The organism is Lentisphaera araneosa HTCC2155, assembly GCF_000170755.1.
GTDB classification, from domain to species: domain Bacteria; phylum Verrucomicrobiota; class Lentisphaeria; order Lentisphaerales; family Lentisphaeraceae; genus Lentisphaera; species Lentisphaera araneosa.
Genome location: NZ_ABCK01000004.1, coordinates 25445 through 48316 on the forward strand (window position 1 = coordinate 25445; position 22872 = coordinate 48316).

Below are 22872 nucleotides of genomic sequence, written 5' to 3' on the forward strand. Positions count from 1 at the left end.
TAGAAAATGATTTACTTAAATTTATGAAGAATTCTTTGCCTCTTGCGCAATTTTTTTATTTTTATTTGAAGGCAAAGCGTATATTGAAGGAATTATTAGAGGCACTTTGTGAACGAAGAGAGAAATAAAACAATAGTTGAGAGTCCGACCATACAAATGGAACGTGAGTCTATAAAGGTTTCAGTCAAGCTATTACCAAACTCACTTCCTAAGACGGCAACAAGTTCAGTAAAGAACGAGGATAAAGTTGATACACATGTGTTCGCTCAGCAAATTACAACGTGTAAGCTCGCATTTACTGAATTAGATCCTTATTCAGCTGATGATGAAGATCACGTTGATGTTACTTTGATATATGAAGTTAAAGAAGCTTTTGCCGAAGGAGCGCAAGGTGCTATTCACAAGGCAAGAGATAAGCACTTGCTGCGTGATGTAGTAGTTAAAAAACTCAAAGAAAACACAATGCGCCGACCTTTCATCAAGGAAGCACAACTCACAGCCCAACTGGACCATCCGGCCATTATTCCTATTTATAGTCTCAATTCTTCAAATCAGAACGACATTTACTTCGCCATGAAAAAAGTAAATGGCATAACTTTGCGTGAATATTTAGATCGAGTGAGTGATCATTATTATTTTAAAGGCTTTGATCAAAAAGTAGAAAAATCCTCACTCAACACACGACTTGAACACTTTATAAAAATATGTGAAGCAGTTCAGTACGCGCATTTAAAGAAGGTAATTCATCGCGATTTAAAACCAGATAATGTCATGATTGGGGAATCGCGAGAAGTGTACGTGATGGATTGGGGGATTGCCTATTGTTTCGATGATCCCGAAAATCAACGACCAGAAGTCATTGAACACATGAAACATAATATATGTGGGTCTCCAGGTTATATAGATCCTCAGCTTGTTTGTAATCCATTTCCAGATGAACCCACAGATGTTTATTCACTTGGAATGATTTTGCATGAAGTTTGCACTCTCCAGCGAGGATTTAGTGGTTTTAATACGAATGAACTCTTTGAGCAAGCAATTCGTAATCAGTTTCCAGAGGTAAAGCACCGTTTCTCTAAAGGTGTGATTGCGCCAGAATTAAAGTCGATTATTGAGAAAGCTAGAAATCCTAATTTACTCTTTCGCTATAGGTCCGTGGAAGAACTTTCCGAGGATATTCGTCGCTATTTACGCAATGATGAAGTTTCGAGTTTACCCGATAAACCAGCGCGAAAGGTTATGCGATGGGCGCAAAAAAACCCCTATCCTATGACAGTGATAATGCTGACGATAATCATCAGTTTATCCTCTACAGCTATTTTTAGTTTAGTTCAACAGAATAAGGTTATAACTGAAGCTAGAGCCCGAGAAAATACCTTTGCAGACATCCAGAGTCGTGTGGCAAATAAGGCTCACATTATCGATAATCAATTGACGAAACTAGAGCAGCTTTTGAGCCGTTTAAGTGCCAGTATACTGAGTGTACCCGAAATGCGAAATGAAGGTGTAAAACTTTATTCATCAGCAGATTTTTTGAACTCCAATACCAAGCCTAAAGATACGATATACTCATCGATATTTGGTAAAGAGGTTAGTGTGAATTCAATAGTCTATCATTTAGCTCCAAAGACAGATTTTGATGAAGTTGAAAACTACCTATCTTATTTGTTTTCTTTCAAAGATGAATTTCTACAGATTATGCTCAAGAGTGAACTCAATAGTCCGAGTCATATAAGTAAAAAAGATATTAATGAAGAAAAGGTATTGCTTAAACCTTTACCAGTAAGATGGATTTACTGTGGTTTAGAAAACGGTGTCTTTGTTTCTTACCCAGGTAAAGGCGGTTATCCAGATAAATATGATCATCGCAAACGGCCTTGGTATAAAGAATCAAAAGGAAGACGAGGCATTGTTTGGGCAAAGCCTTATTATGATATAAATGGACTAGGTCTCGTTATGCCATGTACAATAAGCCTATACAATCAAGAAGATGAATTTCGAGGAGTTTTAGCCTTTGATTTAACCATCGATTATATAGCCAGCCAAATGATGCTGACTGATTCAGAATATCGACACAAAGCATTACTTGAGTCAGTAATTCTCAATGATGTGGGTGAAGTCATGGTGAGTAGTTCTCTTTTGAAAAAGAATAAAAAAACAAGCGCAATGATTAACTCATCGATAAAGCGTGTTCATTACTCAAATAAAGAAGTCTTAGCAGTGATTAAGAAAAAGAAGAGTACTGTTTTTTCCGTAGAGGAAAACACAGGACATTATATTTATGCCGTTAATCATATACCGACTTTAAATTGGTATTATGTAGAAAAGTACGACGCAAACAAATGCTTATTAAATGAACACTAATTGATCTTACAGCGTTTCTTGTACCAATCCTGATGATCGTCTTCAGCTGTGTAGAACTCTTGAGCAGCTAGGATGACTGTAATAGTTTCTTCATCATCATACTGTGCACTCAACTTCGCTAAAAGTTTTTTTTGTTTATCATCAAAATAATAAATCCTCGCACGAAACATTTTTCCATGCATCTCATTTTTTGCTTTTATGCGCTTGGCGGGAAAATTTTCAAAAAAGTGTTTTAACACACTCTCGTAATCAGCTTCCTTTATTTGAATTCTTACGGCTTCCACATGACCATTCTTTTTGGCATTTTCATAAGTGGGGTTTTGGCTTTTACCGCCGGTATATCCACAGGTCGATGAAATTACATTTTTATTTTCATCAAAGAAACCCTGCACCTTCCAGAAACAACCAGAAGAAACCATGAGCGTCGTTTCATCTTTAGGTGTACAGCCGCATATCAACAAAGAGATGAGTATAAAAGTAAATCTTGGATAAGTCATAATTAGATTGTATGGCGTTTTAGCTGAAAATCAAAAACACCGACTCCTAGAGTCGTCTATATCCACAAGTCATTAATTATCATGACTTATCGCTTTTATGTCACAGCTTGTATTAAAAACATATTAATTAAAAGCATTAATCCAATGAAGGGTGTTAAGAACTAGTTTTTGTCTGTGGATAATAATTAATGTAATAGGATGGCCAATTTAGAATGGCTGTTTTTAAACATAAAGTAATTTAAATATATAAAATTATAAGGAGTAATAGTTTGAATAAAATTAAATATCTATTTTTCGTGTCTGTACTATTAATTGGGGCTCTCTATGCAGAGCAGAAAAAAGTTAAAGCGTTAACGCAAGATGGTGAACAATATCCCATAGAAAACTTACCTAATATGCTAGTGACAGAGTTTGTTTTTGGACAAGTTAAATTTTTGAAAAAAGGTATTGTTGATCAAACTTGGGCTTCTTATGGCAAATGCCAAGATGCGTGGAAACTTGATGATAACAGTATGTTGGTATCCGGTGTCAATGGTGTTTGGCATTATGATAAAAATAATACACGAAAGTTATTATTCGAACCAAAAAAACGCCCCCTAGAAATTCATTCATGCCAACCATTAGATGACGGTTATGTACTCATTGCAGTTAACGGACCAAAAGTGATTTTAGAAATAAGTTCTGAGGGAAAAATCAGAAAAATGATAAAACTTCCTTACCTCAAATCTCAGGTCCGTAGTCAAATGAAAATGGTGAGGAAGTTAGAGGATGGAGGCTATATTATATCTGCATCTGGTGAAAATAAAGTTTACATCCTCAATGCAAAAGGTGCCGTAAAAAGAACTATTGATTTAAATACACTTGAAGCACCCCTCAAGGCAGATCGTATACACGGTGTTAAAATGCTTGCCAATGGCAATGTTTTAATTGGTACGGGATATGGAGCTTGCCTAATTGAAGTCGACACTAAAGATCAAGTCGTTTGGTCTTTGAATCCAGCTGATATTCCTGATGTTAATTTGAAATATGTGGGAGGTTTTCAAGTAAAAGAAAATGGCAATATGGTCGTCGCAGCCTACCACAGTTCCTATCCTCTCTTTGAGATTAATAGAGATAAAGAAATCATTTGGAAACTTGAGCGTAGTCAAGAAAGTGATATCAAAAAACCGACGAATGTTGTCTTATTAGGTGAAGATATTGAGGGCTTTGCCGCGAACTACTAATAAGTATTGTTTTCAGTAGCGTTAATTTTCTATTATAATTTGAGGTAAATGTGACTTTATGAGTTTATTTTTACTAGGAACTTTGAATCGCGTGGTATCTTAGCGAAGAGTTCATTTATTGAGTGTTTTTTGAACTCGGTAATTTTATGGGAGTTATCATGCTACAGAAAACAATTGTATCTGAAGATGATTTAAATCAGAATGATCAGGGGCTGATTAAATCAAAGTTTAATAGTCGCTTCAATACGATTGTTTCAAACACAGAGTACCTAGATGATCATGATGATGGAAGCTTAGAATTTTACGATGAGCTAGAATCATTATTTGAAGAAATCGAAAAATTCAGTGAAGGTGGTCAAGGAGAAATCAAAACGGCCAAAGATAAAAAACTTCATCGTTATGTCGCCTTAAAATCCCTGAAAAAAGATTTTTTATCCAATCAGTCCATCGTCAATAACTTCATTATGGAAGCCCGCATAACGGCGCAGTTGGATCACCCGTCAATTATTCCCATGTATGGAATCATTCGTGAGCAAAATTCTTATGTCCATATGGCAATGAAATTAGTTCAGGGCATGACTCTACAAGAAATTATTGATGATCACATTTTAGAGTGCAAAAAATTACGTGGCAAAGCTCTGTTTCTCTTTGAACAAAAATCTTTAAGTGAACGTTTGTCCTATTTTATCAAGATTTGTGAGGCAATATCTTATGCCCATGACCGTCGCGTCATTCATCGTGATTTAAAACCCGAGAACATCATGGTGGGGTCCTTTCGCGAAGTTTATTTAATGGACTGGGGGATTGCGAAGATCATGACTGAAGAGCAAGAGAATCAGCAAATGGAGAGTTATGATAGTAGTAAGAAAAAATCAATATCAGGCACGCCAGGATTTGTAGCTCCCGAATACATCCTAACTGGTAATGTGCAGTTTGCATCGGATCAGTATGCCTTGGGAGCCATCCTCTTTCAGCTGGTTACTCTACAAGGGCATATTTCAGGAGATAATGAAAAAGTACTTTTACAGAAGACACTGAAGGGACAACTGGAGTGTATTCAACACTTGAAAAATGCAATCAAAATCCCTAAATCCCTAAGAGCCATAATCGCAAAATCAATGTCTCATGACCCCAAAGATCGTTATGATGATGTGGCTTTACTTGCAGAAGATATTAATAATTTTTTACAAGGTCGAGAAACAATTGCATACAAGGATAACTTAACGCGCGCAGTCATTCGATCTTTGTATAAATACAAGGTAGCAACTGTTCTTTCTATATTAAGTGTTTTGCTGATTTTTGCGTCAATTACAATTACTTCTTTAGTCAAACAACAGCAGACTTCTGAATTAGCAAAAGAAAGAGAATTAACGCTTATAAACTTTCAAAGTGGTTTGGAGCAGAGAGCCAATCAGATTGATAGTCACTTCTCTAAGCTGTCCAATGTATTACAACGTTATGCAGATAAAGTCTCTTACTTATTGCAGGCGCCGTTAAACAATAAACAGGAGCAGCGTTTTTTTGATTATAAAGATTTTAAAAATGAAGCGGAATATGTGAAGGGCTTAGTTCCATCAGATTTATACGGTCATAAAGTCAGTGTGAAATCTGGTAATTATAAATTGGCGCCAGGTTTGAGATTAGAGGAGACAAAAAACGAGCTTTTAGCTTTATCACCAATCATTGATGATACGCTCATCTATATGGCCGAGAGTAGTTCAAATTATGACAATTCCTTAAATCAAGAAGAACTTGAAGGGTTGGCCTTAAATCAAGGTTTTGCTATTCGATGGGTATACTCAGGCTTGAAAAATGGACTGCTGGTTAACTATCCAGGGATGGGGAAGTTAACAGAAGATTATGATGTTCGAACTCGTTTTTGGTTTAAGCACTCTCAAACTCAAAAAGACTTGTTTTGGAGTTCACCCTATATCGATTTATTTGGACAGGGCTTAGTTGTTTCTGCTGTTCAACCCTTATACACAAAAGAAGGTGATTTCTTAGGTGTGTCCGCAATCGATATCACTTTTGATTATGCCTATAATACCATTATGGCTGCTGCAGAAGATAAAAAAGCCGGCATTATAAAAAACCGTTACTTAATTAACAATGATGGGAAAGTGATTCTGAGTAATATTAAAGCCATGTCAAATTTAGAAGAAGCAAAGAAGTTAAAGTCAGAAATTCTGTTTAAGGAATTCCCTTATCCACAGTTATTGCAAACGATTAGAACTCAAAAATCGGGACAAGTTAAAATAGAAAGTAATGAGCAGACAAAACTCATTGGTTTTAGTCAAATCCCGACTTTGTCTTGGTACTATGTAGAAGAGTTGAATTTTGAGAGTTTACTCAATAAGTAATCAAAAATTCATACAAACTTCATCACTATCAGAAATAAATGTGTTTTAATAAGTAAACTTAAACAAAAATCGAGAAAATCATGAATGATGATACGGCACCATTAAATAAAAAAACGATGATGGATCTCCTGATTCGTATGACTTTAATTCTTTATTTATCTTATCTCTGCCTTAAGGTCTTTGCTCCTTTTGCCTTACTCATGTTATGGGCTTTAATAATTGCTATTGTGCTTTTTCCTTTACACCAAAAATTAGCAAAAAAATTTAATGGAAAACAAGGGCGTGCCGCTACGGTCATCGTCTTGTTGGGCTGTTTAATTATAGGTACACCTGTAGTCGTTTTAGGTTTCTCTATGGTTGATCATGTTCAAGATCTTTACAGAGCTTACGAATCGGGCAATGTACAGATAAAAGAGCCAAAAGAAAGTGTAAAAGAATGGCCGATTATTGGTAGAAAAGCGCATCAGCTTTGGACTGATGCTTCGGCAGACTTCTCGGCTTTTCTTGTTGATTACAAAGAACCCATAACATCTTTTTTTAAGAAAATGCTTGGCGCCGCAGGCGGGGCTATGGGCTCAGTGGCCATGTTTATGGGCGCTCTAGTAATCTCTGGCTTTATGATGGCTTTTGGAGATAGGGGAAGTGTGGCAATGCTAAAGATTGCTAATCGTATAACTGGACCAGAAAGAGGTGAAAAGTTAACTAAGCTTTCAGTTATGACCGTACGCTCAGTTACAACGGGAGTTATTGGCGTAGCCTTCATTCAAGCTCTAATTATTGGCGTTGGTCTGATATTGGCGGATATACCTGCAGCAGCAATACTATCTTTAGTGGTCATGTTTTTAGGAATCCTGCAATTGCCTGCAGTCATTATCTTACTACCAGTTATTATTTATATGTGGTCCAGTACAGGTTCATCCTTAGCGGCTAATATTTTCTTTACGATTTACTTTATCGTGGGTAGCCTGTCTGACAATATTCTCAAACCCATGCTCTTGGGTCGTGGAGTTGACGCTCCAATGCCAGTCGTGCTAATAGGTGCTTTAGGTGGGATGATGGCAAGTGGATTAATAGGTTTATTTCTTGGGGCGACACTTCTAGCGGTGGCCTATCGTATCTTCATGGATTGGGTTGATGATCCGGAAGGGAACCAGAAAATTAATGCTGAATAGTGAGTTTTTTAACTTTCCATTCAGCCTTATCTATTATGGGGCGTAGTTCTGCTTTCGCAACTAAGCTCCAACTGCGATCGACATCCATTTTTATACGGATTTGACTTTGACCCTCTTTTTTCCAGATTTTTAAGACTTCATCAGTATCAAAAACCTCAGTTCCTTTTGGTCGTAAATTTTCTTCTGGACATTGTTCTAAACAGGCAAGAAGGCCACTACTAAGGTCATCAAACTGCCAAGCTGACAGTTGGTTGCCATGAAACCAAGGTGAATCCTCTTGGACTTGCTCATTTAAGGCCATAAAGTGAATGCTCATTGCAGTGGCTTGTGCCCATCGACCTATAGCTGTTTTAGCAGCTTCAAATTCATAAGTGCATTTATAGTGAACGCGAAAACGCATTGGAGTTACCCAGCCATCACTCAAGCTGATTTCTTTTTTATTGTCTTCTAAGGCATGTGAGATTTTTTTGAAGTGATCTGGGCGATAATGGATTTTATCTACCCAACCCCAATTCTCTTTGTAGTACATAAGGCCCTTGGCAATATGCTTCTTTTTATATTGAAAAAGCATCTCGTGAGTCACGGGCTTATAATTCACTAAGGTAAGGGAAATGACACAGAAAATATAAAGGAAAAACACCAAGCAATCACTCAAGAAATAGGACCATGAATTTGGCTTGTATTTAAATGAATACTTCTTTTTAAGTAGAGAGGTTAAGAAAAATAGGGGGAAGCCGAACCCTGTCCAAAGCCAAAATAAACTTCTTTTCAATGCGTTATCTTCATCCTTTTTTAAAAGGTGGAGATGGAAAAGATATAAAGTGATTAGACTTAAAGGTATGAGAGTAAAGAGCCGAGGGAAACTCACTAAATATGCCGTTGGCTGCCATGTAAAATTGATAGACAAAGCAAATATTAAACAGGCAGGCAAATAGATGACTGAGCTTTTTAGGGTGACGAGGACTTTTTTCATGGGACTCCAAATTTTCAGTCCCGACTTTAGCATAATCTGAGTCAGCGTAAAGTAATCGGCTAATTATTGCATCCATTAATCACTTACAAACACAAAAAAGCGACTCTCATAAGAGAGTCGCGTAGATAAAAGAAATAAGGTTTGGCTATTTCTTACTGTAAACGCGAGGGTCTTGATCCTCGAAGCTCGACTTAATATTAATTATCGAGGGGCTTTTGAGGTGGATTTCAAAGGCAACTTGACCACTACGTCCATAGAGGTAGTAGGTGTTATGATTGATTTTGCGATAATCAAGATAATTATTGAGCGTTTCACAAACACCATTGGAGTAGAATGTAACAGGGTGGTAAGCACGTTTTTCATTAACCCATTGGCCTACTAAGGGGTCTTCTACGTAGAGCGTTTCATCAACTTGCTCTTCTTGAGTTCCGTAGGAAACAACTGCAAACTTGAGCAGTGATAAAAAAAGAAGTAGCACGAGAAGAGAGAATCGTCTTCCATCTTTTTTCTCTGGAATGAGAGGGATTTTCGTTTTGATTCTAGCTTTTTTCATTACTTGTATCCGAAAAGTTAAAGATTACACACTAATTAATACTCTTTAATATAACGATACAATCCCTAACATATTGTTCTATCTATAAATTAAATTTTCAATTAATTTAATCCTCATAGAAAAAGTAAGGTTTAAAGGCTTTACTCAAGTCCTCCATTGAACTACTTTGCAGGCATCTTTTTATTATCACCCTCACTCCCTTAATTCATGGCACTTAGAAAAAATATGACTCTGACAAAATACTTCTTAATATGTTTGAGTTTTTTGATGAGTTACCTTGGGGCGGTCGAAATAAAAAGTGGGGTGGATTCCAGCGGTGTAAGTCATGTTCGAGTTTGGGGCTTGCCACAAGGACCGGGAAGCACAACGGCTGAAAGAGCTGACTGGCGAATTCTCAAAGCTTTTGAACAAAACTATCCTAAAATACGTTTACATAGTGCGAATGGGCTCAATTTACCTGGTGTCGGCAACGAAAATGATGTGGGCCCCTTATTAGCTATTTCGGGTGGTGTGGCTCCCGATATTCTTTATGTGAATTTCAGGAAATCGGCTTCGTATATAGATAATGAATTTCTCTACCCTTTAGACGAATATATTGCGGACTTCGCAAAAGAGCAGGGTGAGGAGCTTGTTAAAGACCTGATTCACCCAGCCTTAAAAAAAGTCGTGTACAGGCCTGGTCCAGTTGATGGAGAAAGGCAGGTGAGAACTTGGATGATCCCCGCAGACCCACTAGTGATGACCATGATTTACCGTAAAGATATCTTTGCGCGAGCGGGGCTCGATCCTCGAAAACCGCCAAGCAATTGGGAGGAGATGAAAGAAATTAGCCGTAAAATTGTCGAACATCAACCATCAAATTTTGCGGTGCTCGCAACGGCACGTGATGGGACGTCTTGGAATTTCATGCCTTACCTCAGTAGCAGCGGCAGCTCAGTTCTCGAGCAACAAGCGGATGATTCTTGGCGGGCGGTCTTCGCAAATCAAAATGCAGCAAAGGCATTGAGCTTTTATTCGTGGTTACATGCGGGTTTGCGTCCCGATGGCAAAACGCGTGGTTATGCAACGGGGAATAAAAATTATTTAGCCGAGGGTAGGGTTGCCATGGCCATGACTTACCTTGGTGGTGAAGAAATGGCAAAAGTCGATACTTCGGGCTCGAAATGGGGCTTTGCTCCCGTGCCAGCCGGACCCGATGGCATTAGTAGTGCGGAAATCAATGCTCGTATGTGGGGCATTTTTCGAGGTCAAAAAGACAAGCGTGTTCGTGATGCGGCTTTTCAGTGGTTGGCCTTTCGCAAATCCCAAGAAGCGGTTAAAATCCGTGTTGATACCTACATAGAATCCAATGAAATCTCAGCGCTCAACCCCACGCTTTTGGATCGCTTGGGGCCAGGGTATCATAAGTATGCGGCCTTTATTAATGATGATCTAAAGAAACTCTATGGGCAGTTGATCCAAACAGCAAAGCCAGAACCCTATGGAACTAACTGTGACCTCGTTTATGATTACCTAGATAAGCCAGTCCAAGAAGCCATTCTCTGGGCACGTGAAGGTCATTTGGAAACTCAATCACCCGCTGAAATTGAAAAACAAATGAAATACTTTCTAGATGAGGGACAGAAAAATTTAGAAAAAGAGATGCTTAAGATTCTTCCTCCAGAAGAACGCCAGACGAGAAGGCGAGTGGCTATGCTGGCAACGATTTGTTTGTTTTCGCTTTTTGGCTGGGCCTTTTATCGTGTCTACAAAGTGCTTAGTCCGCAAAACACGCTAAGGAAAGGCTGGGATTTAAAGCGTTATTGGCAAGCTTACTTAGTTTTGATTCCCGCAGTTTTAACGATTGCCGTATGGCAGTATTACCCCTTGTTAAGAGGCTCGGCGATGGCTTTCCAAGATTACAAAGTGGCCGTTCCCGTGGTCAATTGGGTAGGGTTTGATAACTTTGCGGACGTCCTTTATAACTCGGATTTTTGGTACTCTCTATGGCTCTCTTTCTATTATTCCTTTTTGGTGATTTTACTCACCTGGCTACCGCCCTTGTTATTGGCATTGATGTTGGATGAAGTTCCCCGTTTTTCTGTCTTATTTCGAGTTCTGTTTTATCTTCCCGCACTCATTTCTGGACTTGTGGTGATTTTTCTTTGGAAACAGTTTTTTGATCCTGGGCCAGAAGGCTTAATGAATCAGGCTATGAATTTCTTAGGTTTTGGTCAACAGTATTGGTTTGAGGATCCGCATTTGGCGATGATCTGCCTAATCATTCCCTTGGCTTGGGCGAGTTAGGCCCTGGTGTTTGATTTATTTGGCGGCCTTAAAAGGTGTAGCCCCAGATCTTTACGAAGCAGCTGATATCGATGGGGCAGGTTATTGGCATAAAGTCCGTTTTATTGTGATTCCAAAATTGTGGCCATTGCTGATTATTAACCTCGTTGGTCAGGTGATTTTAAGTTTTAATGCAGCAGAAAATGTTTTAGCAATGACGGGTGGAGGACCTCGTGGTGCCACCACTGTGACGGGTTTATTGATCTTTAAAAAAGCTTTTGTTTACACGGAGTTTGGTCCTGCTACCGCTATGGCTTGGCTCATGAGTTTACTGCTCATTGGCTTTACGATTTATCAACTGAAAATGCTATCTCGTTTAGAGTTTAAAACCGCGGGAGATGACTGATGCCCATACTTAATGAAATCGCTCAAAAAAGTTCGAAAGGTAAGGGCTTGCTTTTAATGTTTTATTCCTGTCTCTCTATTGGCGCTTTGGTGATGCTCTTACCTTTTGTCTTCATGACTTCAGGAGCGATGAAAGGTCAGTATAATTCGGGACGTTTCAATCTGCTTCCTCGTTACCTCTATGATGATTTAGAACTCTACAGGGCGTGGTCAGAGAGTAAGTACATCCGAGTTGATAAATATAACTCTATTGCAGAAGTCGCAATCAGTGATTTTTCTGAATTAGATAAGCCAATAATTAATGATCATGCGATTATAGATTATGAAGTTTTCCTAGCTTCGCAGCAAAGGAAGGTGCATGAAAGAGTCTTGGGACATGTGACAACTTCCAATCAAAATCTCCCAGAGAATAACCTTGCCTTTATCCAATACCTCGATGAGAAATTTGCAGGTTTGGAGAATGCCAACCGTGAACTTGAGCTGAATATGCCTAACTGGCAATCCCTTGCCGGCGCAGTTCTCCAACAACGAGTCTTTCAGCGCAGCTTTGTAAAAAATGAATCCAAGCTTATGGATGAATTTTATGCCTTTGCGAATTCCGCAAATACCTTAGACTTTTATTACCCAGGAGTTCACGGTCAATTTCGCAGTCGAATGATTTTACCCTTTAGCTCACCTGATTTGTCTTCATTGAGTGAGCTCACAGGATTGAAATTGAATAAATTGTCAGAAGTTCATTTGGGGCGTAAAGATGGAAATGCTTGGTTTCAACAACAGCGAAGTTCTTTTATCAAAGACTTTGTTAACGCTCGCTATCTCAAACTAAAAGATTCTGATCAGCAAAGAACGAAGTTTAGAGATTTTCTAAAAGAAAACTTTAAAGGTGAGCTCAAAGCAGCGCAAGAAATTTATGGACTCATCGACAATTTTGATGAGATAAGTTTTGTAAGTTCAATACCCAAAGAGCCTGCACAAGCGGTGCTTTACTCAGCATATATTGAACAAGTTGCGGCTATAAAAGACTTAAACTTATTAGGCCCCGACATAGCGTTTCAGAATTTTTTAGAACAAAAATATGGCAAGCTAAGTGCTTTAAATGATTCTTGGTCGACGGACTATCGTTCGTTTGCGGAGATCGCAATGCCTCAAAGCTCTATGGATTACCAGTATGTTTTAACTAACAAAACAAGACTTCGCTGGGATCTCGGCACAATTAATGTTCGTTTCATTTTTAATTATCTCACGACTCAGGGGCGAGCAGGCTGGGTAACGTTTGTCTTCTGCTTTTTGACTATTGTCAGTTCATTGCTGATTAATCCACTTGCTGCTTATGCTTTGAGTCGCTATCAACTGCCATCCACTTATAAAGTACTGATGTTTTTTATGGCAACAATGGCCTTTCCTGCAGCTGTGACTCAAATCCCTTCTTTTCTTCTTCTCAAAGACTTGGGAATGTTGAATACTTTTTGGGCCTTGGTCTTGCCTGGCATGGCCAATGGTTACTCAATTTTTATCCTAAAAGGATTTTTCGACTCTCTTCCTTCTGAACTTTATGAAGCGGCTCAAATTGATGGAGCAGGTGAGTTTAAGATGTTCTGGCAGCTGACCCTCAACCTTTCAAAACCCGTGTTGGCCCTCATTGCCCTCAATAGTTTTACTGCGGCCTATGGCAATTTTATGTACGCTCTTTTGATTTGCCAAGATGAATCGATGTGGACGATTATGGTCTACCTTTTTAAATTGCAGACTGAAGCCTCGCAACCAGTTATTTTTGCAAGCTTACTCGTGGCAGCTATCCCCACCTTGATTATTTTTATGAGTTGTCAAAAAATAATCATGAAGGGGATAGTGATACCTTCCGAAAAATAGATCTTTTTATGCTGGTGTCTTGGCGCTAACTACGCGACTTTTTACGGGAGCGTAAACAGTGCATTCACCACATTTTGCAGGAATGAGGCAGGTTTGCCCGTGTTTAACGGCGTATGATTTGCCACCACATTCAATACGCAGATCAGAATCTACCGCATACACCGTCTGGAAAGTTCCCGTATTAACTGGAAGTGTAATGGCACCTTCAAACTCAATTTCTTCTACGTGGAAATGTTCACATAGAGCAAGCTGACGACGTTTGAGTTCAGAGTTATGAGTGAGCGGTGTGAAAGCCAAAGGCATGATTCTGTGGGCACCTGGCTTCTTATTACCTAAAGTATGCTCTAGACAAGCCATGGCTTGATCGACGTGAAGCTCACGAGGATTGCCTTCTTTATCAACTCGGCCCCAATCACTGACGCGATAAGTAGTGTCGCTGTTTTGCTGCACCTCGTAAATGAGGTTTCCACCACCGATAGCGTGCATGGTCGTTGCCTTAATGAAAAAAGATTGTCCTTGTTCAGAAGTATAGGAGTGCATCAAATCTTTAATATTTGGATCGTTAACGCTCTTGCGAAATTGCTCTGCTGAAACGCCTTCTTGTATTCCTGTGAGGATCTCCGCTTCGGGTTTGTGATCCAAAACGTACCACATTTCAGTTTTTGGTTCTGCACCCTCAATATATTTACAAGTCTCTTCGTCAGGGTGAACCTGTAGGGAAAGATCCTGGCCGGCGTCAATGATTTTCATGAGCAGTGGGAAGGGCTGATTGGCTTGGTGACCATCACCGACAATGCCTTCAGGATCTGATTGGATAAGCTCGCGAAGTGATTTTCCTGCAAGCTCACCTGTTACTACACGACTTTGATCATCAGGGCGATCAACGATTTCCCAACTCTCTCCAATTGGCATAGAGCTTTCAGGTAGAGTTCTTGGTAATTTTTGCAAGAGTTCACCACCCCAAATAGTGGGTTTATAAACTTGTTCGAAAGTGAGGGGGTAATAAGCTTTGTCTTCATTTTTAAATAGAGCCGCTGCACCAAGGATTCCCGCATTGTCAGGATGTTCAGCTTTGACTAACTGGAGTCCCTTACCTTGACTCCAGGCCATTTCTTTAATCGTTTTTTCAAAGAGAGGTAAGACTAAGTCTGCAGAGTTCATTAGGCCACCACCAAGAATAATTCGTTCAGGGTCAAATAAATGAATATAGGAAACGATAGCTTCTCCCCAAATTTGGAAACAATGACGGCGTATATCAATAGCACACTCATCACCTTTCTCGGCGTGCTCAAGCATTTCTTTGAAGCCAATAACTGTTTCATTCTTTAATGAACTACTGCTAAATAGTGGGTGTTCCTTGGCAATAATCGGAAGAGCCCAGCCAGAGGCTTCTGCTTCAAGGCAGCCTCTAGCACCGCAAGTGCACTTGCGACCTCCAGTTTTAACAATCATATGGCCGCCTAAATTGCCGCCAAAGAAATTTGAGCCAGTTAAAAGCTGCCCTTCAGAGATAACAGCAGTGCCAATACCAGTCCCAAAAGTAATCATCATTACATTATCGCTACCTTGGCCTGCGCCATAATGATATTCACCGAGAAGTGCGCCTTTGGCATCATTTTCTATACGCAATTCGAGCCCGGTCTTTTCAAGTGCCCAATTCTTAAAGTTAAAACCTTTGGCATCGTCGTACTTTTCATTGGTAGAGAGAACTAGCATATCTTTGCTATTGACGGTACCTGTACTCAAAAGGCCTATGCCTTGACAATTACTGATTTTTTTACCAAAATCTTTGCAAAGATCATTAATTAATTTAACCACTTTATTAAGGTGTTTTTCTAAACCATCTTGAGGTTCAGCGGGAGTGCTATTTGCTACAATTATTTTTCCACTCTCAACGAGGCCATACTTTGTGTTTGTGCCACCAAGATCAATTACTGCAATCATACTTTGTCTCCAAAATGAATTATTATATTTTTTAGTCATGGTAAATATAATGGCTTTGTTTATAGCTTCCAATGTGATATAATTACTTATTTGGTATATTTTAACTGGTATAAAATAATAGTTTATGGTATAAAATGAATGTTTCTTATCCTCTGGTATCACTTCCTGAAATAGATCGCGCAGGTGAATACCCTCTCTTGAATGCGGGATTTGATTTTACTTACACGCAGCAGACTTATTCCCTGCATTTTTATGAGTATGATGCACATATGAAGTTGGCAGAAGAAGAATTTATTATTCATCATGGCGATTTAACTTTAGAGCCTCCTGAAACGATTTATTCCTTTGCCGCAGACGAACCGGGTCGCCATTGGTGCATACATTTTTATTGGGCAGCTTATGGCGATAGTTTTGATGTAAATTGCTTTCATAAATTGGGTACAAATAAGCTGGTAGTTCTCGAGCAAATCAAATTAATCAGTCGCTTATTTAATACGGCACTTGGGCCGCAGGATAAAATTGAAGCTTCATTTCGTCTTCAAGCTTTACTACTTTCATTGGCTCGTTTAAGTCGGCCCAAATCTCAGAGTCGAAGTGCGAGTAACTTTCATTGGACTGAACTTATCAAACTCATTGATGATAATCTAAATAACTATATGACCACATCTTGGTTAGCAGGTCGACTCAATATTACTTCTGTTACATTGGCGAAGAAGTTTAAAAAAGAATTTGGCTGTACAGTAGCTCAATATATTTTGAAAAAACGAATCGATGCAGCTAAATCTATGCTCACCACTAGTAATATGACCATTAGTGAAGTCGGGGAACTGGCGGGTATTGATGATCCTCAGTACTTCAATAAACAATTTCGTAAAATGACGGGCATGAGCCCCAGTTTATACCGCGATAAAAATAAATCCTATCTCGTTCACCCTAGTAATGATATCGCTGTCTTGGGGGGAAGTTGGAAAGGTGTTGAGTCATTATAGACCCTTCAAATTTGGTATTCTTTAATATTAGAATTAAGAAGTCTTAGAAAAATTTTCTTCAGACCGTGCAAGAGATGCTTTTTAGCTTACTTTGTGCGAATTAAATTTATATGGAATGAAAACATGGACCTCAAGAACGAAATTACTCGACGTCGAACTTTCGCAATTATTTCTCACCCGGATGCGGGTAAAACGACCCTGACAGAGAAGCTTTTGCTTTATTCAGGTATGATCCGTACCGCAGGTATGGTGGGCTCACGTAAGGGGCAAAAAGCAGCATCATCTGACTGGATGAGTATGGAACAAGAGCGTGGTATTTCAATTACCGCATCTGCGATGCAGTTTGAATACAAAGATTGCAAGATCAACATCCTGGATACACCCGGTCACCAAGATTTCTCTGAAGATACTTATCGTACACTCACAGCAGCTGACTCAGTGATCATGGTTATTGACTGCGCGAAAGGTGTGGAAGCCCAAACTCGCAAACTTTTCGAAGCTTGTCGCCTTCGCGGCATTCCCGTCATTACTTTTGTGAATAAGATGGATGCTTACGGTAAAGGCCCCATCGAACTCATGGAAGAAGTTGAAAGTGTTTTAGGTATTCCAGCTTCAGCTCAAAACTGGCCTGTGGGTGCAGGTAAAGAATTTAAAGGGATTGCTGATCGCGCAAAAAATGAACTCAACCTTTATACCAAGTCAGAAGCGGGTGGAGCAGCCAAGCCACATGTGGACTACATTGATGTAGCAACCGGAACGGGTAACGAAAAAATCTCAGATCAAGAACTCGATGATTTACGTGAAGACCTCGAACTTTTAGAAATGGCGGGCAATGAATTTTCTCGTGAACTTTACCTCGATTGTAAAGTAACCCCCGTTTATTTTGGCTCGGCAATATACAACTATGGTGTAGAACCACTCTTTGATGCCTTGGTAGAACTGGCTCCTTCACCAGCACCTCGTCCAGCCGATGCCAATTCTGGCGACGAAATCGAAATCGACCCAAGTGATGAGTTCTCAGCTTACGTATTTAAACTTCAAGCTAATATGAACCCGAAGCACCGCGACTGTATTGCGTTTATGCGCGTTAACTCTGGCGTTTACGAAAAAGATATGTCTGTTCTTCACCATAGAACAAAGAAAAAAGTTCGTTTGGCAGCTCCACAGGTTTTGATGGCGGCGAGCCGTGAAACACTTGAGAATGCTTATCCTGGTGATGTTATAGGTATCGTGAATACTGCGGGACTCGCAATCGGCGATACCGTATCACATAAGGGTGGTTTTGAATATAAAAAACTCCCTTACTTCCAGCCCGAACTCTTTGCTCGTGTAGTACCAAAAGACTTGGGTAAACGTAAAGCCATTGATAAAGGTCTCGCACAACTTTCGGCCGAGGGTACTATTCAGCTCATGTATGAATTCAATGATACCTTCTCTTACCCTTTCCTCGCGGCTGTGGGTCGTTTGCAGTTCGAAGTTCTCCAACACCGTTTACGCGACGAATATAAAGTGGATACGCGTTTAGATACACTTCCTTATACTTGTTCGGCGTGGATTAAAGGTGATGCTTCTACTTTTAAAGTTCCCTTTAACTCCAAACTCGTTCAAGATTGTTTTGATCGTCCCATGATACTTTTTTCCAATCCTTGGGAAAAAGACTATGCGCGTAAAGAAAACCCTGATCACGAACTCTTAGATTATGCCTAATATTCTTGAACTCGAACTGAGGAAAGCCCTTGATCAAGTGGCACTCCTCAGTATTCCAGAATTAAAAGAACTTATTTTGACCGCTTCTGCTGAGGCGATAGATCTGAATAACTCCCAAAATGATCCCGAGCGCCTCAATTATTTACTTGAGTTACTTGTACAGAGTTTACTTTATTATGGTGAGGCCGTTTTAGATAAAATTAATGTTCTAGAGGGGGAAGACCGTCAGATTCTCTTTCAAGAATGGAATAATAAAACCAAAAGCTTTGTGAAATACATTCGCATGCCTCATGATTTTGAAGATACATTAATCGACGCTCACGAATCCTTACTATGGGACTGGGCGATTATTGCGGCTCAATCTTTTGTGGGAGCCAATCCCTCGATAGAAATGAATCCCGAACAAGCTGAGTATCGCCGAATTGAAGCTTTTGACCTGATGATGAGGGTTTTAGCTAGGCTGCTAAATTTGCGCTGAGCGCAAAAGTAGAAATGCTCTCCTAAGCTTCTGTCATAAAAATAGTCTTTAATCAGCTCGTGTGAACTTTCTTTTTAGCAAGGCTTTGCTAGCTTAGGAAAAACTTAATTGACTAAAGAGAGACCATGGATTATCTACCCCAAGCTCGACAAGTTTTAGATATTGAATCTAAAGGGATCCAAAGCATTGCGGATCAACTCGATGAACGCTTCAACCAATTTATCAGTATTTGCTTAAAAGCATTAAAAAATAAAAATAAACTCGTTTTGTCAGGTATTGGCAAGAGTGGCCAAATCGCTCAGAAAATGGCTTCGACACTCTCGAGTACAGGTTCACGTGCCGTATTTATTCACCCAGTGGAAGCCATGCATGGCGACTTGGGCATGATGTATGACGATGATGTTTTTATTGGCCTAAGTTATAGCGGTGAAACAGATGAACTTCTCAAAGTGATTCCTGCTGTCAAACGCTTGGGCTTAGAGGTACTCTCTTTAACGGGCAATGTAGATTCGAGTTTAGGTAAGAGTTCATCTATTTCTCTGCCCTGTAAAATTGACTCAGAGGCATGCCCCTTCAATTTAGCCCCCACAACCACGACCACAGCAATGTTGGCCTTAGGCGATGCCATTGCCATGGTTTTGATGGATATCCATGAATTTAAAATCAATGATTACGGTAAATTGCACCCTTCAGGTGCCATCGGTCGTGCGATTACTTTAACAGTGGATGATCTCATGAGAACAGGTGACCGCGTTGCGGTGATCGAGCCCGATACTTTGGTGCAAGAAGCTGTTTTAGCGATGTGCAAAAGCAAAGGAGGTATGTCAATTATCTCCAATCAGGACAAAGATCTTTTAGGGATTTTTACCACGGGCGATTTGAAGCGCGGCATCGCGAAAGATTTAGATTTCCTCAAACGAAAAGTCTCAGAAATCATGGTGAAAAGTCCAATAAAGCTCAATAAAAGCCAAATGGCAGTAGATATTTTAGATATTTTACGAGAAAAAAATATTAATGCTATACCCGTTGTTGATCAAGATGATAAAGTATGTGGAGTGATAGATATTCAAGATCTACCGAAATTTAAAGTGATGTAAACCGACGCTAAGGATTGACTTATGGGCCTAATGGGAATGTTTGGACTGGGAGATGATGAAAAATCAAACATGGCTAAGTTTGAGAAAGGCTACTTACCCTGTGGTAAATGTCATAAAAAAATCCCATTAGCAGAACACATCCCTTTGAACATGGTTAACTGCCCTAAATGCGACGATTTAAACCTTATTCCACTCAAGCTCGACCAATGGTGGGTTTACAAACCCATAGGTGGCGGCGGCATGGGAGCTGTTTACCAAGCCCGTCATATTGAAGACCCAGACGTTAAAGGCGCAGTTAAAGTCCTGCAAGCCAATGAAACCCGTCAAAATATTATTGATTTACTTTTAGCTGAAGCCAAAATTGGTTATCAATTTGGTGAACACTCCAATCTTGCTCAAGTTTTTGCCTACGGCCGTGATGATGGTAATGTATACATGGTTATGGAAATGGTTGAGGGTATTCGTCTCGATCAGCTTATTGGTGTTCCTGGTGGCTTTAACGTTGAATTAGCTATGTATTACGCATTAGATATACTGATCGGCCTTCAACACATGTATACTAAGGGCTATCTTTATAGAGATCTTAAACCTGAGAATATAATCGTTTCACCAGATAACCGTATTGTCTTGGTTGACTACGGTCTTTGCATGGAGCTAATTGAAGCTTGGCAGTTTGATGGGGACCAGATTCTAGGTTCACCACTCTATATGCCACCCGAGAGAATTAAGGGGCAGGGCGAAGACATTCGAGCGGACATGTATTCCTTAGGTATGGTTCTTTACCACCTCATCAAAGGTGAGGCTTACTTTAGTGCCAAAGATATTATGAATATTGTAAAAAGTCAGATTAAAAACATGCGTTTGCAAACGAGTAGTAAAATGTCAGGTATACCTGAAGATGTTCAAGTTTTTGTCGATACACTCATTCGTATTGAAAGAGATGAACGCTATGATTATTACACGACAGCCATGGGAAAAGCAGTAGAAATTTTAGAGAATATGAAACAGACTAAATCGACTGATCCACGCGTCTTACAAAGAAGAAAAACACTTTCAACATTAAACATTAGTTAGGAAAAAAATGTACTGTACAAAAGTTAAAGAATTTTCAGATGCCTGTAACGAGGCAAATCCTGCAAAGCCAATTGAAATGACTAAGGATGCGATCGCCTTTATTCGTAGCATGGTAAACGACGAGTTAGATGAACTCGAAGAAGCGACAAATATCACAGAACAATCTGACGCCCTAGTAGATGCAATCTATTATATCTGCGACACCGCAGTACGTCACGGTATGAATTTAGATCCGCTTTTCGATATTGTGCACCGAGCCAATATGCAAAAAGTTGTTGATGGTAAAGTGATTCGTCGTGATGACGGAAAAATCATGAAACCTGAATGCTGGCAAGATCCCGCACCTTTCTTAGATAAGGAAGTCGATCGTCAGCAAACTGACGGTAGCTGGTAGTTTCACCACAGAGTTTTTAAAAACGGCAGTCTTATTAAGGCTGCCATTTTTTTTGAAATTAGTAATTGTCTCTTAGAGCTTTTCCCAATTAGGATAAGTTGGGCGTTCACTAGCTGACCTTCCCAATATTTCATTTTGCGGTGCTGGAGGGCAACGGTCTAAGAAAGATTTGAGTTTTTTATGTGCCGTCATCATTTCTTCAGAAGTGATATTTTTACTAAGGTCATTTTTTTCTTCTAGATCATTCTTTGTTTCATAAAAACGACCATCGCGGTAGAGTTTATACTTAGCGCTTCTCGCAAATTGTCCAGGTTTCTTGTTCCAATAAGGTTGGTAATGACAAAAGGCGAATTCGCGACCTTGAGTTGAATTCCCTAATAGATGGGGGAGAAGACTGTAACCATCAACAGGGTCAGTTTCATTTAATGAAATCTTTGCAAGGTCCGCAAAAGTTGGATAAAAATCCGTGAAGTCGACGAGGGAATTACTTTTGAGTCCTTTTGAAATTTTTCCTGGCCACGAAACGATAAGTGGGACATGAGTTCCTGCATCGAGCATGCTACCTTTGGCTCCTTTGACGCTCTGACCGTTCCAATTCGAGGTGATTTTTGGGTGAGTGCCATTATCCGCAGTAAAAAGTATGATGGTGTTTTCGAGCTGACCAATTTCTTTGAGCTTCGCTTGGATTCGTCCCACTAATTTATCTGTATACTCAACCATCGAGAAGAAGTTCTCTTTTTTAATATTTTTATCCTTGGGTTCTTTGTTTCTTTCTGAACCACGACTCGCATCTCCTACACTAGCAGGCGAGGGGATAAAGGGATCATGAACGAGAACCATGGGGTAATAAACAAAAAAGGGCTCGTTTTTATTTTTATCCATGAAGTCGCAAATGAAGTCCATAAACAAGTCGGGACCAAAAAGATCTTTATTGGTTCCTTGGTCGATGACTTCACCATTTTTTTCAATCATAGGACTCCAGAAACGTTCACCACCCTGACTTTTTTGTTTTGTGAGCTGCCACAAGCAGTATTCATCAAAGCCAGCTTTGTGAGGTCGACTGTTATCATCATGGCCTGGGAGTTTATTATAGAGTCCATTGAGTTGCCACTTTCCTGCGATAGCGGTTTTATAACCGTTTTCCTGCATCAGATGACCAAAGGTTTTTTCTTTTGGCTTGAGGTAACCAAAGTGAGTGTAGTTACGAAAGTTATATTTACCGGTCATAATCATCACTCGAGAAGTTGTACAAATTGGTGTTGAGTAACAATGATTAAACTGCACACCTTCCTTAGCCATTTTGTCTAAGACGGGCGTTTTATAATCTTCAGCACCATAGGAGCCAAAGGCTTCCCAGCTGACATCATCAGCCATGATGAGAACAATGTTTGGTTTATCATTCGCACAGATAAATAGGGGTAAACTGCAGATGAACAAGCTAAAAATTTTCATTAAAAACCTTTTTTTCTTTACACTACACCACAGTTTATCAGAAATTCTGCCACTTA

General features: G+C 39.6%; 18 protein-coding genes. 13 read left to right on the forward strand and 5 right to left on the reverse strand.

Annotated features, from left to right (window positions below; all coding sequences use genetic code 11):
- The first annotated feature begins 108 nt into the window (after window positions 1-108).
- The gene (locus LNTAR_RS04570) at window positions 109-2364 is read left to right on the forward strand and encodes a protein kinase domain-containing protein (RefSeq protein ID WP_007277464.1); all 2256 of its coding nucleotides are present in this window, start codon (window positions 109-111) and stop codon (window positions 2362-2364) included.
- Here LNTAR_RS04570 and LNTAR_RS04575 read toward each other — a convergent pair.
- Entirely contained in the window at window positions 2361-2861 is a 501-nt protein-coding gene (locus tag LNTAR_RS04575) for a peptide-methionine (S)-S-oxide reductase (RefSeq protein WP_007277465.1), read from the reverse strand. The two genes, LNTAR_RS04570 and LNTAR_RS04575, sit on opposite strands and share 4 nt — an antisense overlap.
- A 269-nt stretch (window positions 2862-3130) precedes the next feature.
- On the opposite strand from LNTAR_RS04575, the gene LNTAR_RS04580 reads away from it, so the two are divergent.
- From LNTAR_RS04580 to LNTAR_RS04590, 3 genes are all read left to right on the forward strand, one after another.
- Window positions 3131-4084 carry a beta-propeller domain-containing protein gene (locus LNTAR_RS04580; protein ID WP_007277466.1) on the forward strand — a complete coding sequence of 318 codons (954 nt, stop codon included), beginning with the start codon at window positions 3131-3133 and terminating at the stop codon, window positions 4082-4084.
- Window positions 4085-4242: 158 nt separating this feature from the next.
- A complete protein-coding gene (locus tag LNTAR_RS04585) occupies window positions 4243-6444 on the forward strand; it encodes a protein kinase domain-containing protein (RefSeq protein WP_040914273.1) in 2202 nt (733 codons plus the stop codon).
- A gap of 80 nt (window positions 6445-6524) precedes the next feature.
- On the forward strand, window positions 6525-7616 hold the full coding sequence (locus LNTAR_RS04590) for an AI-2E family transporter (RefSeq protein ID WP_007277468.1): 1092 nt from the start codon (window positions 6525-6527) through the stop codon (window positions 7614-7616).
- Here LNTAR_RS04590 and LNTAR_RS04595 read toward each other — a convergent pair.
- Together LNTAR_RS04595 and LNTAR_RS04600 are read right to left on the reverse strand one after the other, a co-directional pair.
- Entirely contained in the window at window positions 7603-8388 is a 786-nt protein-coding gene (locus tag LNTAR_RS04595; RefSeq protein WP_162026351.1) for a hypothetical protein, read from the reverse strand. The two genes, LNTAR_RS04590 and LNTAR_RS04595, sit on opposite strands and share 14 nt — an antisense overlap.
- Before the next feature lie 346 nt (window positions 8389-8734).
- On the reverse strand, window positions 8735-9142 hold the full coding sequence (locus LNTAR_RS04600) for a hypothetical protein (RefSeq protein ID WP_007277470.1): 408 nt from the start codon (window positions 9140-9142) through the stop codon (window positions 8735-8737).
- A 267-nt stretch (window positions 9143-9409) separates the two neighbouring features.
- On the opposite strand from LNTAR_RS04600, the gene LNTAR_RS04605 reads away from it, so the two are divergent.
- Genes LNTAR_RS04605 through LNTAR_RS04615 form a run of 3 tightly spaced genes read left to right on the forward strand, consistent with a single transcriptional unit; the run spans window position 9410 to window position 13681 of the window.
- Window positions 9410-11428, forward strand: a complete 2019-nt coding sequence (locus LNTAR_RS04605) for an extracellular solute-binding protein (RefSeq protein ID WP_007277471.1) — start codon at window positions 9410-9412, stop codon at window positions 11426-11428.
- 10 nt (window positions 11429-11438) lie between these two features.
- Complete coding sequence (locus LNTAR_RS04610; protein ID WP_007277472.1) at window positions 11439-11813, forward strand: carbohydrate ABC transporter permease; 375 nt, start codon at window positions 11439-11441, stop codon at window positions 11811-11813.
- Entirely contained in the window at window positions 11813-13681 is a 1869-nt protein-coding gene (locus LNTAR_RS04615; RefSeq protein ID WP_007277473.1) for a carbohydrate ABC transporter permease, read from the forward strand. The genes LNTAR_RS04610 and LNTAR_RS04615 overlap by 1 nt, the downstream gene beginning before the upstream one ends.
- Window positions 13682-13687: 6 nt before the next feature.
- Here LNTAR_RS04615 and LNTAR_RS25145 read toward each other — a convergent pair whose 3' ends face one another.
- Entirely contained in the window at window positions 13688-15625 is a 1938-nt protein-coding gene (locus LNTAR_RS25145; protein WP_007277474.1) for a type I phosphomannose isomerase catalytic subunit, read from the reverse strand.
- A gap of 134 nt (window positions 15626-15759) precedes the next feature.
- On the opposite strand from LNTAR_RS25145, the gene LNTAR_RS25150 reads away from it, so the two are divergent.
- The 6 genes from LNTAR_RS25150 (at window position 15760) to LNTAR_RS04650 (ending at window position 21364) form a co-directional block, all read left to right on the forward strand.
- The gene (locus LNTAR_RS25150) at window positions 15760-16614 is read left to right on the forward strand and encodes a helix-turn-helix domain-containing protein (protein ID WP_007277475.1); all 855 of its coding nucleotides are present in this window, start codon (window positions 15760-15762) and stop codon (window positions 16612-16614) included.
- 123 nt (window positions 16615-16737) lie between these two features.
- The gene (locus tag LNTAR_RS04630) at window positions 16738-18321 is read left to right on the forward strand and encodes a peptide chain release factor 3 (protein WP_007277476.1); all 1584 of its coding nucleotides are present in this window, start codon (window positions 16738-16740) and stop codon (window positions 18319-18321) included.
- Window positions 18314-18799, forward strand: coding sequence for a hypothetical protein (locus LNTAR_RS04635; protein ID WP_007277477.1), 486 nt, complete (start codon window positions 18314-18316; stop codon window positions 18797-18799). Before LNTAR_RS04630 ends, LNTAR_RS04635 begins: the two co-directional genes overlap by 8 nt.
- A 125-nt stretch (window positions 18800-18924) precedes the next feature.
- Window positions 18925-19896: a KpsF/GutQ family sugar-phosphate isomerase gene (locus tag LNTAR_RS04640; protein ID WP_007277478.1), complete on the forward strand. Its 972-nt coding sequence runs from the start codon at window positions 18925-18927 to the stop codon at window positions 19894-19896.
- A gap of 21 nt (window positions 19897-19917) precedes the next feature.
- Complete coding sequence (locus tag LNTAR_RS04645) at window positions 19918-20970, forward strand: serine/threonine protein kinase (RefSeq protein WP_007277479.1); 1053 nt, start codon at window positions 19918-19920, stop codon at window positions 20968-20970.
- Window positions 20971-20977: 7 nt separating this feature from the next.
- Complete coding sequence (locus LNTAR_RS04650) at window positions 20978-21364, forward strand: nucleoside triphosphate pyrophosphohydrolase family protein (RefSeq protein WP_007277480.1); 387 nt, start codon at window positions 20978-20980, stop codon at window positions 21362-21364.
- A gap of 72 nt (window positions 21365-21436) precedes the next feature.
- Here the strand turns inward: LNTAR_RS04650 and LNTAR_RS04655 are convergent, their stop codons facing one another.
- Window positions 21437-22816, reverse strand: coding sequence for a sulfatase family protein (locus LNTAR_RS04655; RefSeq protein WP_007277481.1), 1380 nt, complete (start codon window positions 22814-22816; stop codon window positions 21437-21439).
- Between the last annotated feature and the right edge of the window lie 56 nt (window positions 22817-22872).

What these genes read in the sequence shown, in the direction of transcription:
- LNTAR_RS04575 (WP_007277465.1), bottom strand. Translation starts at nt 2,861, where the DNA reads ATGACTTATCCAAGATTTACTTTTATACTCATCTCTTTGTTGATATGC.
- LNTAR_RS04585 (WP_040914273.1), top strand. Translation starts at nt 4,243, where the DNA reads ATGCTACAGAAAACAATTGTATCTGAAGATGATTTAAATCAGAATGAT.
- LNTAR_RS04590 (WP_007277468.1), top strand. Translation starts at nt 6,525, where the DNA reads ATGAATGATGATACGGCACCATTAAATAAAAAAACGATGATGGATCTC.
- LNTAR_RS04600 (WP_007277470.1), bottom strand. Translation starts at nt 9,142, where the DNA reads ATGAAAAAAGCTAGAATCAAAACGAAAATCCCTCTCATTCCAGAGAAA.
- LNTAR_RS04605 (WP_007277471.1), top strand. Translation starts at nt 9,410, where the DNA reads ATGAGTTACCTTGGGGCGGTCGAAATAAAAAGTGGGGTGGATTCCAGC.
- LNTAR_RS04615 (WP_007277473.1), top strand. Translation starts at nt 11,813, where the DNA reads ATGCCCATACTTAATGAAATCGCTCAAAAAAGTTCGAAAGGTAAGGGC.
- LNTAR_RS25145 (WP_007277474.1), bottom strand. Translation starts at nt 15,625, where the DNA reads ATGATTGCAGTAATTGATCTTGGTGGCACAAACACAAAGTATGGCCTC.
- LNTAR_RS25150 (WP_007277475.1), top strand. Translation starts at nt 15,760, where the DNA reads ATGAATGTTTCTTATCCTCTGGTATCACTTCCTGAAATAGATCGCGCA.
- LNTAR_RS04630 (WP_007277476.1), top strand. Translation starts at nt 16,738, where the DNA reads ATGGACCTCAAGAACGAAATTACTCGACGTCGAACTTTCGCAATTATT.
- LNTAR_RS04635 (WP_007277477.1), top strand. Translation starts at nt 18,314, where the DNA reads ATGCCTAATATTCTTGAACTCGAACTGAGGAAAGCCCTTGATCAAGTG.
- LNTAR_RS04640 (WP_007277478.1), top strand. Translation starts at nt 18,925, where the DNA reads ATGGATTATCTACCCCAAGCTCGACAAGTTTTAGATATTGAATCTAAA.
- LNTAR_RS04645 (WP_007277479.1), top strand. Translation starts at nt 19,918, where the DNA reads ATGGGCCTAATGGGAATGTTTGGACTGGGAGATGATGAAAAATCAAAC.
- LNTAR_RS04650 (WP_007277480.1), top strand. Translation starts at nt 20,978, where the DNA reads ATGTACTGTACAAAAGTTAAAGAATTTTCAGATGCCTGTAACGAGGCA.
- LNTAR_RS04655 (WP_007277481.1), bottom strand. Translation starts at nt 22,816, where the DNA reads ATGAAAATTTTTAGCTTGTTCATCTGCAGTTTACCCCTATTTATCTGT.